General features: G+C 62.6%; 13 protein-coding genes. 4 read left to right on the top strand and 9 right to left on the bottom strand.

Features of this window, described 5'->3' with window-relative positions; genetic code table 11:
• The 9 genes from ACIQUG_RS22950 to ACIQUG_RS22910 form a co-directional block, all read right to left on the bottom strand.
• Positions 1-582, bottom strand: coding sequence for a UbiX family flavin prenyltransferase (locus ACIQUG_RS22950; protein ID WP_402324306.1), 582 nt, complete (start codon positions 580-582; stop codon positions 1-3).
• 4 nt (positions 583-586) lie between these two features.
• A complete protein-coding gene (locus tag ACIQUG_RS22945) occupies positions 587-1,960 on the bottom strand; it encodes a UbiD family decarboxylase (protein ID WP_402324304.1) in 1,374 nt (457 codons plus the stop codon).
• Between the two features lie 59 nt (positions 1,961-2,019).
• Positions 2,020-2,964, bottom strand: coding sequence for an amidohydrolase family protein (locus ACIQUG_RS22940; protein WP_402324302.1), 945 nt, complete (start codon positions 2,962-2,964; stop codon positions 2,020-2,022).
• 18 nt (positions 2,965-2,982) lie between these two features.
• A complete protein-coding gene (locus ACIQUG_RS22935) occupies positions 2,983-3,906 on the bottom strand; it encodes an amidohydrolase family protein (protein ID WP_402324301.1) in 924 nt (307 codons plus the stop codon).
• A 399-nt stretch (positions 3,907-4,305) separates the two neighbouring features.
• The gene (locus tag ACIQUG_RS22930) at positions 4,306-5,433 is read right to left on the bottom strand and encodes a CobW family GTP-binding protein (RefSeq protein ID WP_402324642.1); all 1,128 of its coding nucleotides are present in this window, start codon (positions 5,431-5,433) and stop codon (positions 4,306-4,308) included.
• Positions 5,434-5,435: 2 nt separating this feature from the next.
• Positions 5,436-7,742, bottom strand: a complete 2,307-nt coding sequence (locus tag ACIQUG_RS22925) for a xanthine dehydrogenase family protein molybdopterin-binding subunit (RefSeq protein ID WP_402324300.1) — start codon at positions 7,740-7,742, stop codon at positions 5,436-5,438.
• On the bottom strand, positions 7,739-8,221 hold the full coding sequence (locus ACIQUG_RS22920) for a (2Fe-2S)-binding protein (RefSeq protein WP_402324298.1): 483 nt from the start codon (positions 8,219-8,221) through the stop codon (positions 7,739-7,741). Before ACIQUG_RS22920 ends, ACIQUG_RS22925 begins: the two co-directional genes overlap by 4 nt.
• Positions 8,218-9,081, bottom strand: a complete 864-nt coding sequence (locus tag ACIQUG_RS22915; protein WP_402324296.1) for an FAD binding domain-containing protein — start codon at positions 9,079-9,081, stop codon at positions 8,218-8,220. The genes ACIQUG_RS22920 and ACIQUG_RS22915 overlap by 4 nt, the downstream gene beginning before the upstream one ends.
• 65 nt (positions 9,082-9,146) lie before the next feature.
• The gene (locus ACIQUG_RS22910) at positions 9,147-10,538 is read right to left on the bottom strand and encodes a nucleobase:cation symporter-2 family protein (RefSeq protein ID WP_205239879.1); all 1,392 of its coding nucleotides are present in this window, start codon (positions 10,536-10,538) and stop codon (positions 9,147-9,149) included.
• 164 nt (positions 10,539-10,702) lie between these two features.
• Between ACIQUG_RS22910 and ACIQUG_RS22905 the strand changes: the two genes are divergently transcribed.
• From ACIQUG_RS22905 to ACIQUG_RS22890, 4 genes are all read left to right on the top strand, one after another.
• Positions 10,703-11,599, top strand: a complete 897-nt coding sequence (locus ACIQUG_RS22905) for a LysR substrate-binding domain-containing protein (RefSeq protein WP_192449027.1) — start codon at positions 10,703-10,705, stop codon at positions 11,597-11,599.
• 191 nt (positions 11,600-11,790) lie between these two features.
• Positions 11,791-12,579, top strand: coding sequence for an aldolase (locus ACIQUG_RS22900; protein WP_402324294.1), 789 nt, complete (start codon positions 11,791-11,793; stop codon positions 12,577-12,579).
• A gap of 222 nt (positions 12,580-12,801) precedes the next feature.
• A complete protein-coding gene (locus ACIQUG_RS22895; RefSeq protein WP_402324293.1) occupies positions 12,802-14,097 on the top strand; it encodes an amidohydrolase family protein in 1,296 nt (431 codons plus the stop codon).
• A gap of 54 nt (positions 14,098-14,151) precedes the next feature.
• Complete coding sequence (locus tag ACIQUG_RS22890) at positions 14,152-15,141, top strand: BMP family protein (RefSeq protein ID WP_402324292.1); 990 nt, start codon at positions 14,152-14,154, stop codon at positions 15,139-15,141.
• Positions 15,142-15,190: the final 49 nt, after the last annotated feature.

Here is a 15,190-nt window from a genome sequence, read left to right as displayed (position 1 = left end):
TCACTCCACTCCCTGCGTTCCCCGCCAGCGGCGCACGATACCCGGGTCGAGATCAAAGAGATCAAGCACGCGGCCGACGGTGTGGTCGACCATGTCTTCGATGCTCTGGGGTTTCGCATAAAAGGCCGGGACAGGCGGATAGATGATGCCGCCCATTTCGGTCACCTGCGCCATGTTGCGGATATGGCCGAGATGAAGCGGCGTCTCTCTGAGCATCAGGACGAGGCGACGGCGTTCCTTCAGCACCACGTCGGCCGCGCGGGAAATGAGGTTGTCCGTCGTGCCCGTGGCGATCTCGGCCAGCGTCTTGACCGAACAGGGGGCGACGATCATGCCGAGCGTCTTGTAGGAGCCGGAGGAACAGACGGCGCCGATATCCTTGTTGGAATGGGTGGTCGTCGCCAGCGCTTCGAGGTCCTGCCTGGAAAACGTCGCTTCGGCCGCAAGCGTGATGCAGGCGGCACGCGACATGATCAGATGGGTCTCGATCTCGAGATCGCGCAAAAGTTCGAGGATGCGCTTGCCGTAGACCACGCCCGACGCGCCCGAAATGCCGACGATCATGCGTCTTGGATGCGTCATCGCCCTATCCCGCGCTTTTGAGGAGTGCCGCAGCGCGTGCGCATGCCTCGTCGCTGATACGGGCGCGCACGCCATGGAAATTCGGGCCGCGCGTCGCGTCGAGCCCCATGCGCGAGGTCGTGCCGATGCCGCTGGCGGACGGATCGAGCGCATTGCCCGGCAGGCCCTCGATGATGACGACATCCTTGTGCGGCTGGAAATGGGTGGCGAGCGCCCAGAGCACCTCGCTGTCGCGGGTAATATCGACATCCGCGTCCACCACGACCACGGTCTTCAGGTACTGGTCCCAGCCGAGAAGACCGAGCATGACCTGCCGCGCCTCTCCCTCACGCGTCTGGTTCATGGCGATGTAGGCGTGAAAATGCGTGCCTGACGAGGGGTAGTGCACGGCTGTGATCGAGGGAAAGCGCGCCTTCAGTTTCTCCACCACCTCCGCTTCGCGCGGCACACGGCCGAGGTTCAAATGTTCGGCCGAATTGCCGCCCGCCACGCTGACGAGAATGGCGTCGCGCCGCCGCATCACGGTTTCGACGGTGAAGAGGTTGTTGGTCGAGCGATCGGAGGAGTAGCCGGTAAACTCGCCGAAGGGCCCTTCCTCCACATGCGCCTCGGGATCCAGCACACCTTCGAGCACGATCTCGGCATGGGCGGGAACGCGAATTCCGTATTTCGGGGTGCGCACGACCTGAAGCGGTTCACCCATCAGCCCGCCGGCGACATCGCGCTCGTCTTCGCCGAAGGCGAGCCGAGCAGAGGCTGCGATCATGAACAGCGGATGGCCGCCGATGACCATCGCGACCGGCATCGGCCGGCCCTTCTCCTTCGCCATGTTCATCAGCCGCCAGAGATGGCCGCGCGAATGCAGCGAGGTCGCAAGCGAATTCTTCGAATGGATCATCGCACGGTGGTAGCTGAGATTGCCGGCACCGGTTTCCGGATGCTCGCCGATGATGATGCCGCTGGTGATGTATTTCGCCCGGTCCGTGTCGAAGTGCTTGAGCATCGGCAGCGCGTCGAGATCGACGGCATCGCCCGAGACGACCTCCTGCGTTATCGGGCCTTCTTTCAGGACCTCCGGCGTGAACGGCCGGTTGGCGCGCCCCTGGTAGGCCTCGTGCAACCTGTCGGCGGTCGAACCGAGAAGACGGGCGATACGGTCGCGAGACGCAAAGATGTTGCAAAGCACTTCGCTACCGATGCCGGCAACGTTCTTCAGATGCAGCATCGGGTGCCGGCCCCGCTCGGCCAAGTTCCAGATCAGCGCCGTTGCATCCTGATCGTCCGACACCGGCTGGTCGATGGTGATGACATCTTCAGGGTGCTCCGCGCTGTAGTCGGCGAGGAAGCTGCGGACATCTTGCTTGTGGTACTGGGTCATATCTTAGCCTCGGCGCGACGGGAGGGTGACGGCGCCCGGTTGGGCGCCGTTTTCTTCGATCAGGCAAATTCCCTGTGCTTGCCCGTGGCCCGGTCGACACCGGCGTAGCTATCCTTCAGACGCGCCTGAGCGTCCCTCAGGTCACGCGGCGGCGGCGACGGATCGATGCCGACGAGCTTGGCGATGTTGTTGCCGAGATAGCCTTCCAGATCGTCCTCGGAGAGGTTGATGCCGTGCGGCGGATCCTTGCAGAGCACTTCGAGCTCGCGCAGCCACATGCCCGGATCGTTCGGCGGGCTGTCCGTGCCGAAGACGATCTTGTTCTTCGGCAACTGCTGGGCGAACTCCACGATACGCGACTGGAAGCACCAGCCGGACTCGCAGTAGACGTTCGGGGTGTCCATCGCCATCCAGAAGGACTCGAACGAGTAGTTGCCGCCGGTCTGGATGCCGAAGTGACCGATGATGAAGTTGACCATCGGGAACTCGCGGATGATCGGGTAGAACATCGTCGGGATGGTGTACGGGCCGTCGCCGGTATGGATGAGCACCACGACGCCGAGTTCGGCGCATTTCTTCATCGCCGGACGCAGCCAGTCGAGCGCGCGGTCGGGCCGGTAGCCGTGCATGTTCGCGTGCAGCTTCAGCATCTTGAAGCCGTATTCCTTGACGTGGAATTCGAGCTCCGCCGCGCCGTTTTCAGGTCCCCAGCGCGGGTTGTAGTTGAAGTTGCCGATAAAGCGGTCCGGGTATTTCTGGCAAAGCTCGGCGCAATAGGCCATGTAGTCGCGAATGCCGTCGCGACCCTTGCGGTTGCCGTCGCGGTATCCGGTGTTGCCCGGCGGCGGCTGGATGAAGCCCATGTCGATCCGGCGCGGTTTGCCGTTGATCATGTAGGGACCGTCCATCAGCTTGAGCATGCGCTCGCCGGTGAAGGGCTCGCCCGTGTGACGCCACGCCTCGTCGACGAGGTTGGTCGGGTGAAGATGGGTATCGATGATCATTGTTCACTCCGTTCAAGTTTACGCGGCAAGGGCGACGCCGTGCTGGCGCAGATACGCCTCGGCTTCCTCGACGGTGGCCGGGGGCTTGGTTGTCTCAAGGCCAATCATGCGGGCGACGTTGTTGCCGAGGTAATCTTCGAGCGTATCCTCATCGAGGTTCAGGCCCTGCGGCGGCTCGTGGCAGAGGACTTCCAGGAGGTTGATCCACATGCCCGGCTCGTTCGGCGGCGTGTCGGAGCCGAAGAGGATCTTGTGCTTGGGCAGCACCTTGGCGAATTCGACGATGCGCGACTGCAGGCACCAGCCGGATTCCACGTAGACACTCGGCGTGTCGAGCGCCATCTGCATAGGCTCGAACACATAGACGCCGCCGGTCTGAACGCCGAAATGCGCCAGGATGAAGTTGACCTCCGGGAACTCGCGGATGATCGGGTAGAACTCCGTCGGGATCGAGTACGGACCGTCGCCGGTATGCACCTTCACCATCAGGCCGAGATCCGCGCACTTCTTCAGTGCCGGTCGCAGCCAGTCGAGCGCGCGGTCCGGGCGGTAGGCGTGCATGTTCGCCTGCAGCTGCACCATCTTGAAATCGAACTCCTTGGCATAGCGTTCGATTTCTTCGGCGCCATTCTGGGTGCCGTAGCGCGGGTTGTAGACGAAGCAGCCGAGGAACCGGTCGGGATGCTCGGTCACCATCTTTTCCGTGTAGGCCATGTACTGGCGGATGGCGGCCTTGCCTTCGAGATCCATCACTTCATGCGTGTAGATCGTGTTGCCTTGCGGCGGCTGGATGAAGGCCTTGTCGATCCGGCGCGGCTTGCCGTTCACATAGTATGGGCCATCCATCATCTTCAGCAGCTTGTCGCCGGTGAACGGCGGTCCGTCGTGTCGCCAAGCCAGGTCCACCAGGTCGGTGGGATAGCAGCTCAGGTCAATAATCATAGGTTTCTCCTGTCGTAGAGGGTCCGGTCGATGCGGGGCCGCGCGATGAACGCCATGCCGGCCGAAGCCGGTCGTGGATCCGCGATCTCAGGAAATGCCGAAGACGGAGAAAACGGGCCGGCGCGTAAGCTCCCAGGGCGGGGCAACCGGGCGTTCCTTTTGTAATCAGCATCGACATCGCAGCCTCATCTTCCAACAGACGGTGAGCAATTGTCGGTGCTTCTACTCGCCTTCAAGGGAACCACTTCGCGCGATTTCTGTCAACACGAAAATATATCTAAGTTATTGTTTTTAAATATATTTTTTAAGAAAACAGCAGCAACCGCCCGCGCTGGAGGAGCGCGGGCGGCTCAGACAGAAATGCTTACGCAAGCGCCGTCCGGCGTTGGAGACTCGCTGCTAAGGCACCAGGCATGCACGCAAGTTTCTGTCGATACTTTCGCGGTCGAGATTGCGGCCGATGAACACGAACTTCGACTTCCGCTTGTCTTCGCCCCAGGCATGGTCCGGACGGAAATCGACGAGCTTGTGCACGGCCTGAAGCACGAAGAAGCGGTCGTCGCCGGCAACGGAAACGATGCCCTTCGTGCGAAAAATGTCGCCCCCGTGCGCACCGAGATAGTCCTTCAGGAAGCCCGCGAGCCTCTCGCCGTCGAAGGCTTCGGGATAGACGAACGAGTGCGACTTCACCGTCGCATCGTGCTGGTGCGGCCGAAGGGCGGGCGCGGGCGCACGTCCATGGTCATGATGGTGGTGGTGCCCATGGTCGTGATGGGCATGGTCGCAACATGGCTCCTTGCAATCATGGTGATGATGATCGGCGTCGTGATCGTCATCCATGTCGATGTCGAGGATTTCCGCCCGCTCCCTCACATAGGACGGACGGAAGCCTTTGACCCCGAGGATGTTGGAAAGGTCCACCTTGCCGTAGCTGGAGCGGAGGATGGGAGCTGTCTGGTTGAGCCTGCGCAACGAGCTTTCCAGCGAGCCGAGCGCTTCCTCCTCTGCAAGGTCGATCTTGTTGACGAGGATGCGGTCGGCAGCGACGATCTGGTTGACCGCCTGGTTGTCGCTGCCGTCGAGCACCGGATCATAGAGGTGCTGGTCGATATGCATCGCGTCCACCAGCGTCACGACCGCATCGAGTTCCACTTCGTCGGCGACACTGCGGTCGACGAAGAAGGCGGTGGCGACCGGCGTCGGGTCGGCTAGCCCCGAGGTCTCGACGATGATGTGGTCGAACTTGTCCTTGTGGCTCAGGAGTTTCTTCATCACGTCGATCAGATCGTTGCGCACGTCGACGAAGCAGCAAATGCAGCCGTTCTGCATCTGGAAGATTTCTTCGTCCGAGGCGAGCACCAGGTCGCTGTCGACGTCCACCTCGCCGTATTCGTTCTCGATCACCGCGATGCGGTGACCGTGACGCTCGGTGAGAATGTAGTTGAGCAGCGTCGTCTTTCCGGATCCAAGAAACCCGGTGAGGATCGTGATCGGGAGTTTCTGCTGGCTCGCAGGCTCGATATGCATGTTCATGCGCCCTTCTCCCTCAAGGCTTTCAGGATGTCTTCCGGCGTGATCGGATAGTGGTGGAACCGGACGCCGATGGCGTCGTGGATGGCGTTGGCGATGGAGGGGCCGATGGCGATGATCGGATCTTCGCCCACACCCTTGGCGCCCCAGGGCCCACCCGGGTCGGGTGCTGCCTCAAGGATGATCGTCTCTATGTCGGGCATGTCCATCGAGAGCGGCATCTTGTAGTCGACGAGGCCCGCATTGAGCGAACGCCCGGTCTTCTTGTCGATGACGTAGTCTTCGGTCAGCGTGTGGCCGATGCCCTGCTGGATGCCGCCCTCGATCTGGCCCTGCGCCGCGATCGGATGGATGACGCGACCGACGTCGTGCACCGGCACGACGCGCTTGACCTCGACGATGCCCGTTTCGGTGTCGACGTCCACCTCGGTGAAATGCGCGGCGAAGGAGTAGGATTTCGTCGGCTCATAGGTGCCGTTGGCGACGATGTTGGCGGCAGGGATGCCGCGCGAGGGCCCCATGGCCTCCGACACCGTCATAGAGCGATCGGGCTCGGCAATGAGGAAGACGCTGCCTTCGGAGAGGTCGATCTCTTCCGGTGAGACCTGCAGTTTCATCGCCGCCCTGGCGAGCACGTCGGCGCGGACCTTGCCGGCTGCCATTTTGGCGGCCGTGCCGACCAGATAGGTCGTGTGGCTGGCGAAGGCGCCGATGTCCCATGGCACGACGTCCGTATCGCCATGGATGACGCCGACATCCTCGAAGCGCACGCCGAGCTCTTCGGCAACGATCTGCGCCAGCGCCGTATGTGCTCCGGTGCCAAGGCCGGCAGCACCGGTCAACAGCGTCACCGTGCCGTCCTCGTTCACCTTTACCGTGGCATTCCCCTGCTCCTTGATGCCGGGATAGGCAGACGAGCCGTGCATCTCGCAGCCGATGCCCCACCCCTTGCGGATATGCGGACGCTTCGGATCCTGCGTCCGGTCGCGGTTCCGAAGCGCCTTCCAGTCGAGCACGTCGATGCCGTGCTGAAGGCAAATCTCAAGCCCGTGACCGATGATCGGGTGGCCTGACGGCGCGATGTCGCCGGCCCGCACCACGTTCTTCAGCTTCAGCTCGGCCGGGTCCATGCCGAGCCGTTCGGCGGCTTCGTCCATCTGGATGTCAAGCGCGTAGTAGCTTTGCACAACCCCGTAGCCGCGGAAGGCGCCGTTAATCGGGGTGTTGGTGTAGACGCAGCGACCCTCCAGCCGCACGTTCTCACAGCGATAGAGCGAGGTGGCGGCGGTCGTGCCGACGATGGTCACGCCCGGGCCATGGGAACCGTAGGCGCCTGAATCATAGACCAGCTTCATGTCGCGGGCGACGAGCGTGCCGTCGTTCTTGAAGCCCTGCTTCAGCCAGATCTTGCAGGGGTGACGCGAACGACCGGCGACGAAGGTCTCATGGCGGGTGAATTCCATCTTCACCGGCCGGCGGGTTTCTTTCGCCAGCAGCGCGCAGAGAAACTCGTGCTGGAAAAGGTCCTGCTTGGCGCCGAAGCCGCCGCCCATATGATCGACGAGCACGCGCACCTTGGTGAGTGGCAGGCCGAGCACTTCGGCAAGGATGCCGCGCACCATGAAGGAGGTCTGGGTCGAGGTCCAGAAGGTTAGCTTGTTGGAGCCGTCCCAGTCGGCGACGCAGACGTTCGGCTCCATATAGGCCGGATGCGGCCGCCCGCCTGCGAAAGTGCCCTCGAGCACGAAGTCCGCCTCGGCAAAGCCCTTGTCGACGTCGCCGCGATTGACGCGAACCGGGTCGAGCACCAGATTGCCGCCCGGCCCGACCTCATGGATCAGCGGCGCGCCGGGCTGGGCGGCGTCCTCCGGTTCAAAGACGGCCGGCAAAGGTTCGTATTCCACCTCGATCAGGTCGAGCGCCTCGTCGGCGATCTCCTCGCTGATCGCGGCGACGGCGGCGACGCCCTCGCCCCAGAACCGCACCTTGTCGTCGAGAATGTACTGGTCCTTGGTGCAGGAGGCCGAACGGGGATGCGGCGAGCCATAGTGCAGCACGCGCGGCACGGTCTCGTGTGTCAGCACCGCCTTGACGCCGGGGTAGGCGAGCGCCTTGCTGACGTCGATCGACTTGATGCGCGCATGGGCGATCGCCGCACGCTTGATCTTGCCGTGCAGCATGCCGGGGAGCTTGATGTCGCCGGTATACTGCGCCTCGCCCGTCACCTTCTCAAGCACGTCGTCGCGCCTGACGCTCTTGCCGACGATCTTGAACTCGCGCTGCTCGATGGGAGTGGTCATGTTCATGATCTTGCTGCCTCCATCTCGCGCGCGGCGGATCTGATCGCATCGAATATCTTGGTGTAGCCGGTGCAGCGGCAGATGTTGCCCGAGAGCCCGAAGCGGATGTCCTCGTCGGTTGGGCGCGGATTGTCGTCGAGCAGCTTCTTGGCCATCATCAGGATGCCAGGCGTGCAGAAGCCGCACTGCGAGGCGCCGTGCCGCATGAAGGCGTCCTGCAGCGGATGGAGCGTATCGACGCTCGGCTGCAAGCCCTCGACTGTCTCGACCAAGCGGCCTTCGACCTCCACGGCCAGCACCAGGCAGGCATTGACGGGCTCGCCGTCGATCAGCACGGTGCAGGCGCCGCAGTCGCCAACGTCGCAGCCCTTCTTGGTACCGGTGAGACCGACATCGTCGCGTAGCGCATCGAGCAGGGAGCGACAGGTATCGACCGCCATTTCTCGCGCTTCGCCATTCACGGTGAATTCGACCATGCGTTTCATGCGAAGCTCTCCAATGCCTGTTTGATGGCGCGGCCGGTCAGCACACCGACCATGTCGCGGCGGTAATCGGCGCTGGCGCGCACGTTGCTGATCGGCGTGCACTCCTCCATCGCCTTGCTCGCGGCACTTCTGACCGTCGCTACGTCGAGCGAGGTTCCGCGCAGCATGGCTTCGACCTGCGGCGCGCGCAGCACGGTCGCGCCGACCGCACCGAGTGCGATGCGGATGTCGCTGCAGACGCCCTCTTCCATCAAGAGGCTGACGGCGACGCCGACGGTAGAAAGCTCCATCGCCTTGCGGCGACCGTGCTTGATGTAGGCCTTGCCTGTCGTGTCGCCCGCCGGTGGCACGGTGATACCGGTGACGATCTCCCCCTTGGCAAGGACCGTTCTGCCGGGTCCGGTGAAGAACTCGGCGATCGGCACGACGCGCATGTTGGTGCGGCTGTAGATGTGAACGAAGGCGCCGTCGGCAACCAGCGGCGGAATGGTGTCGGCCGACGGCGAGGCGCGACAGATATTGCCGACCACGGTCGCCCGGTTGCGCACTTGGATGGAACCGAGCGAGGCGAAGGCGGCTCTCAAGTTCGGATAGCGCTGGCAGACCAGCGGCAGACGCTCCAGGCGTCCCACCGTCACCAGTGCCCCGAAGGTGAGCCCGCGCGTCTCGTCATAGGTGATGTCGGAAAGGCCGGGGATCTGTTTGATGTCGACGACGTTGCGCACACGGCGCAGCCGCTCGCGGATCTCGACCAGAAGATCGGTGCCACCGTTGAACAGAAACGTATCATCACCGAGTTCGGTGAGAAGACGGGAGGCATGCTCCAGCGTTTCCGCCCGATGATAATCGAAGCGTCTCATGGTTTCCTCATGGGGTTTGGGGCTCCGGCGGCTCAGACGCGCCGCCGGACTAATGATGTGAGCCTTCAGGCCGGGTCGGCGGCAGGCGCACCTTCGGCGAGTTCCGCCTCCACCGGCTCCCGGGCGGGGACACCGTTGAAGAGGATGTTGAGAAGTGCCGCCGCGAAGGTGCCGACGAGCACGCCGCTATGCAGGAACTTCTCGAGCGCTGCCGGCAGCTGGTCGAAGATGTTCTCTGCGACGACCGGCACCATGGCGAGGCCGACACTGACGGCGACGATGTAGAGGTTGCGCCTGTTCGCCACAAAATCGACCTTCGACAGGATCTTCACGCCCGTCGCCGACACCATGCCGAACATGACGATGGCGGCACCGCCGACGACATAGCTCGGGATCGATGCGCTGACGAAGGCAACCTTCGGCAGCGAGCCGAGCAGGACCAGGATGGCGCCGCCCGCTGCCACCACGAAGCGGCTGAGCACGCCGGTGATCTGCAGCAGCCCGACGTTCTGCGCGTAGGTCGTGTAGGTGAAGGTGTTGAGCAGGCCGCCGATGATGTTGCCGACGCCGTCGGTTCTTAAACCCCGGGTGAGTTCGGCCTCGGTGATCTTGCGTCCGGCCATGTCGCCGACAGCCAGGAACTGGCCGGTCGATTCGATCATCATGACCGTCATGACCGCACAGAGCGACAGGATCGACCAGAACTCGAAGATCGGCCAGCCGAAGGCGAGCGGGTGAATGATGCGCACCCAATCGGCCTCGGCAACACCGTGGAAATCCACTTTGCCGGCGGTGATCGCAACCAGAAAGCCGATCCCGATCCCGATCAGGACCGCAAGATTGGCCATGAAGCCCTTGAGAACGCGGGTGAGAAGCAGGATCGACATGAGCACGATCGCGGCCACGGCGAGCGCGAAGGGTGCGCCGTAGGCAGGGTTCGGGATCATGCCGTCTGGCCCCTTGATCATCGGCTGGCCACCCGCCGCCCAGTTTACCCCAACGCGCATCAGCGAGAGGCCGATGACCAGCATCACCGTGCCGGTGACAACAGGCGGAAAGAACCGCACCCAGCGGCCGAAGAACGGGGCGACCAGGATGGTGAACACCCCGGAGCCGATGACAGCGCCGATAACGCCCGGCATGCCGAGATCGGGATTGGTACCCGTGGCGATGATCGAGGGTACGGCGGTGAACGAAATCCCCATCATGATCGGCAGGCGAATGCCGATGTTCCAGATGCCGAGCGCCTGGATGAGGGTGACGATGCCACAACAGAAGAGATCCGCGCTGACGAGCATAGCGATCTGTTCCTTGGGTAGTTGAAGTGCGCTGCCGACGATCAGCGGCACGGCGACCGCTCCGGCATACATGACGAGAACATGCTGCAGGCCAAGGGCCATTAAACTCGGGATTGGGTAGGTTTTTTCGACAGGATCAGTCGTATCGGGGTTATGCATTCGCTTTCCTCCCAGCGAACAGCTTCCGGCGCGGTGGGAGGGCAACTTCGGCCTCATGATCTTGTCACCGCACGCCGTACAACACGGATCATGCGGCTGGCCAAATCAGCAAACAACCGGCATAATCATATTTATTCATATAGTAATTGAATGAATGGATCGGCATGGACATTACGCTGAAGCAGCTTCGCGCCTTCGTCACCGTCGCCAATTTGGGGCAGTTCACCTTGGCCGCCGACAGGCTCGGCTCCTCGCAGTCGGCGGTGAGCACACTGGTGCGTCAGCTGGAACAGAATCTGAAGCTGCGCCTGTTCGACAGGCATACGCGCCTTCTGCGCCTCACGCAGGCGGGCATGGACATCCTGCCGGTTGCCGCGCGTGCGGTCGCCGACATCGACGGCATGGTTGAAAGCTCGCGCGAATTGAACGCACTGAGGCGCGGCAAGGTTTCGATCGCGGCCGGCACCGTGCAGGCGGCATTGATGCTGCCGCAACTCGTCAACGCCTTTACAAGGCTCTATCCCGACATCGCAGTCGCCCTCCACGATGTCGCGGAGATCGCCGTGCTGGAACAGGTGACCAACAGTTCGGTTGACCTTGGCATCGGAACCGTGCCGGAGGACGATACCGAATTGATGGGCACCCGGCTGACGACCGACGAATTCCTCATCGTTCTTCACCCGGAGGACCCTTTGGTCAGACTGCGTGAAATTCGTTGGACCGATCTCGTCGACCGCAAACTGATCGGACCGCACCGCGGCAACCCGATCAGGGACCGGCTCGAAAGCGAACTGGCGCGCAACGGTATCGTGCTGCCGTTTGACAAGGCGATGCAGGAAGTGGCCTTGCCGCTGACGATTATCGGCATGGTTGAGGGCGGGCTCGGCGTCGCGATCATGACGTCCGCGGTCACACGGCTCGCAACGTCCATGGGCCTCGTGGTGCGCACGCCGACCGAACCGCATATCAAGCGTGAGGTCAGCCTGATCCAGAAGCGGACACGCTCGCTGTCTCCCGCTGCCCGACGGTTTCGTGACTTCCTGCTGAAATCAGTACACTAGTCATCTGCGAAGAAACCGGGCGCCTTGCCCGCAGGCGCGACGCCACGCTGTTTGACCACGCGCATTTTCCGGCGTTATCTGGGCGCGCTGCTGGACCGCGAAACCGCGGGCAGGCAGGGCGCAGCATTCGCTGCGCGCGGCAGGCTTTCCGCCGGCCGCCGCTCCCAGCTCAAGCCAAACCAGGAGCACTTATGGCCCATTCCCTGAAGAGCAGTAGCGAAACGGCACGGTCCAACCGGCCCGATCTTTCCACCGACGCGATCCGCAGCACCAAGGAAGACCTGGCTGCCTGCTTCCGCATGGCGGCGCGCAACGGTTTCGAGGAGGGCATCTGCAACCATTTTTCCGCTGTCGTGCCGGGCCATGACGACCTCTTCATCGTCAACCCCTACGGCTATGCCTTTCGCGAGCTGACGGCATCAAGACTGCTGGTGTGCGATTTCAACGGCACCGTCATCGACGGTGAAGGTGAGCCGGAGGCGACGGCTTTTTACATCCATGCCGAAATCCACCGGCGGCTCCCGCGCGCCAAGGTCGCCTTCCACACGCACATGCCCTATGCGACCGCATTGTCCATGACCGAGGGCGCGCCCTTGATCTGGGCCGGCCAGACGGCGCTGAAATTCTACGGTCGCACCGCGGTCGATGAAAACTACAACGGCCTTGCCCTCGATCATCGCGAAGGCGCCCGCATTGCGGCCGCAGCAGGCGACGCCGATATCGTCTTCCTGAAACACCACGGCGTGCTGGTCCTGGCGCCGAACATCGCCGAAGCCTGGGACGATCTCTACTATCTGGAGCGCGCCGCCGAAGTGCAGGTGCTTGCAATGTCTACCGGCCGCGACGTCCTGCCGGTCGCCCCTGAGATCGCCGAGGCCGCGTATCGGCAGATGCGCGAAGGCGACCCCGAGTCTGCACGGGCCCATCTTGCCGCCATTCGCCGGCAACTCGATGCCGAGGAACCGCAATACAGGCACTGACTGCGAACCGGGCCGATGCCAAAGCCGATCGCATCGGCCCGTGCCAGATCGTCGGTCAACCAGTTGATCAGGCGCCTCTTTCCGTGAGGCTGGCCATGCTCGAGCGTTGCCTTGCCGCCGGCAATTATTACGATACATTTATCAAACAATTGAAATAATGAATTTGTTTGAATTAAAAGCGCGTGCTTAGTTTTCCGCCATAACAACAAGGTGGGGGACGACATGGCACGAGAAAATCCAGCTGCGTTGCTCGCAAGACTGATCCCCGGTCAGTCCTTTGCTCTTAAGGGCGGAACCGTCATAAACGATGACGGCACGCAGTCGGCAAGCGACATCATCGTCGGCGCCGACGGGCGCATCACAGTCGTCGAGCCCTTTCTCGACACCGGTTCCTGTGGCGCCTGCATAGACATCTCCGGCATGCTCGTTTCGCCTGGCTTCGTCGACGCGCACCAGCATCTCGACAAGACCGGTGTTCTGCGGTTTACGCCCAATCCCTCCGGCACCCTCCAGGGCGCCCGCGAAGCCTTTGCGAAATACGCCCGCACCGCCGGCCCCGACGACATTCACAAGCGCGCGACGCGCACGATCGGACGATGTCTTTCCCGCGGGACGACCGCGATCCGCAGCCACATCAACGTCGACAAGGATGCCGGTTTCCATGGCATCGAGACGCTGGCCGCCATTCGCGATGCCGAAAAGCACCGAATCACGCTTCAGCTCGTCGCCTTCATGACGCCGCATCCCGGCCAGGACTTCGAATGGCTGGGCAAGAACATCGACGGCGCCGTGGCCCTTGCCGACGCCGTCGGCGGAACGCCCGCCGTTTCCGAGGACCCGCCGCGCTACCTCGACATCCTGTTTTCCGCCGCTGTGAAATCCGGCAAGCCGATCGACCTGCACCTCGACGAACACCTCAATGCCGGCGTGCATCTTCTCGATGCCGCACTCGATCGCGTCGAGCGCTTCGGCATGCAGGGGCGCTGCGTCTTCAGCCACGTCTCGGTGCTGAGCGCCCTGCCGCGCCGCGATTTCCTTCGAATAGCCGAGCGTCTGAAGAAACTGGACGTCGGCGTCGTGACGCTGCCGGCGGCAAACCTCTATCTGCAGGGCCGCGACTACGACGTTCTGCCGCCGCGCGGACTGACGCGTGTCGCCGAACTCTACCGCGCCGGCATCACCATCGCCACAGCGTCGGACAACATCCAGGATCCGTTCGTCCCGACCGGTTCGGGCGACATGCTGGAAATCGCCCGCTGGACACTGCTTGCCGGCCATCTGCGCGGAGACGAGCTCGCCGCAGCGCACAACATGATCACCGCGGCCCCTGCCCGGCTGATGGGGCTTGGCAAGGACTACGGTTTCAGACCCGGCGCGCGCGCCGACTTCGTCATTACTGACTGCATCGATACCGACACGCTGGTCGCCGGCGGGCCGGATCAGGCTTTCGTCTTCTCGAACGGGCGCCTTGTCTCGCACAGCACTACTGAAAATATCCGCCTGAAGGAGAACGCATAAAAGGGAACGGCTGCTCCGGGGGGATTGGGACTTCAATCTAATGGGAGGAATGAAATGATTATTGAGATTTCGCGTCGTTCACTGCTTGCATCCACACTCGGACTGGCCCTTGCCGGAACGCTCTGGCTGGACCACGCACGCGCCGATGACTTCAAGATGGGCCTGCTGGTTCCAGGCAGCGTTTCCGAAGAGGGATGGAACCGGATCGGCTACAACGCGCTCAAGGGCGTGGAAGAACAGCTTGGCGCCAAGATCAGCTATGTCGAACTGCAGCAGAATCCGGCTTCGTTCGAGAAGGCATTTCGCGACTATGCCAGCCAGGGCTACAAGGTCATCCTCGGGCATGGCTTCGAATTCCAGGACGCAGCACGGGACGTCGCTGTCGACTACCCGGACACCTATTTCCTGATCTCGTCGAGTGCGATCCATGAAGGCAACGTCATCGGGCTCAACACCGACACCAGCCAGCCCTTCTACCTGATGGGCGTGATCGCTGCGAAAATGGGCGGCAAGGCAGGACTTGTCGGCGGCATGGAAATCCCGCCGATCCAGCAGGCTTTCGCCGGCTTCAAGAACGGCGCAAAAAGCATCAATCCGAATTTCCCGATCAGCGAAGCCTATATCGGCAACTTCACCGATACGACGGCCGCCAAGGAAGCGGCGCTCAGCATGATTTCGCAAGGTGCTGACTTCGTCGTGCCGAACGCTTCGGGCGCCACCGTCGGCGGCTACCAGGCAATTGCCGAATCCGGCCCGGACGTGCGCTCCTTCTCGATCTTCAGCGACTTTACCGAGGTTGCGCCCAACAACATCCTCGGGCTCTACGTCGCCGACTATGCACAAGGCGTGGTCGAAGTCGTCCGCGCGATCAAGGACGGCAATCCGCCGACGGAGAACGTGGTCTTCGGCCTGAAGGATCCGAAAGTCATCTCGTTCACCTTCCGCGACGACGGCCCCGTCTCCGTGCCGGAGGATATCCGCGCCGAGGTCAAGGCGATCAGCGCCAAGATCGCCTCTGGCGAGATCAACACCGGCGGCCAATAGCTGCCTCCATGCTGCGGCAGGAAATCCGGCCGCAGCCCTTCCCGCGTCA

Source organism: Ensifer sp. NPDC090286, assembly GCF_044769565.1.
Classification (GTDB): Bacteria; Pseudomonadota; Alphaproteobacteria; order Rhizobiales; family Rhizobiaceae; genus Ensifer.
Note: the sequence above shows the minus strand (reverse complement) of the source record. Positions and strands in the feature narration are given on the sequence as shown.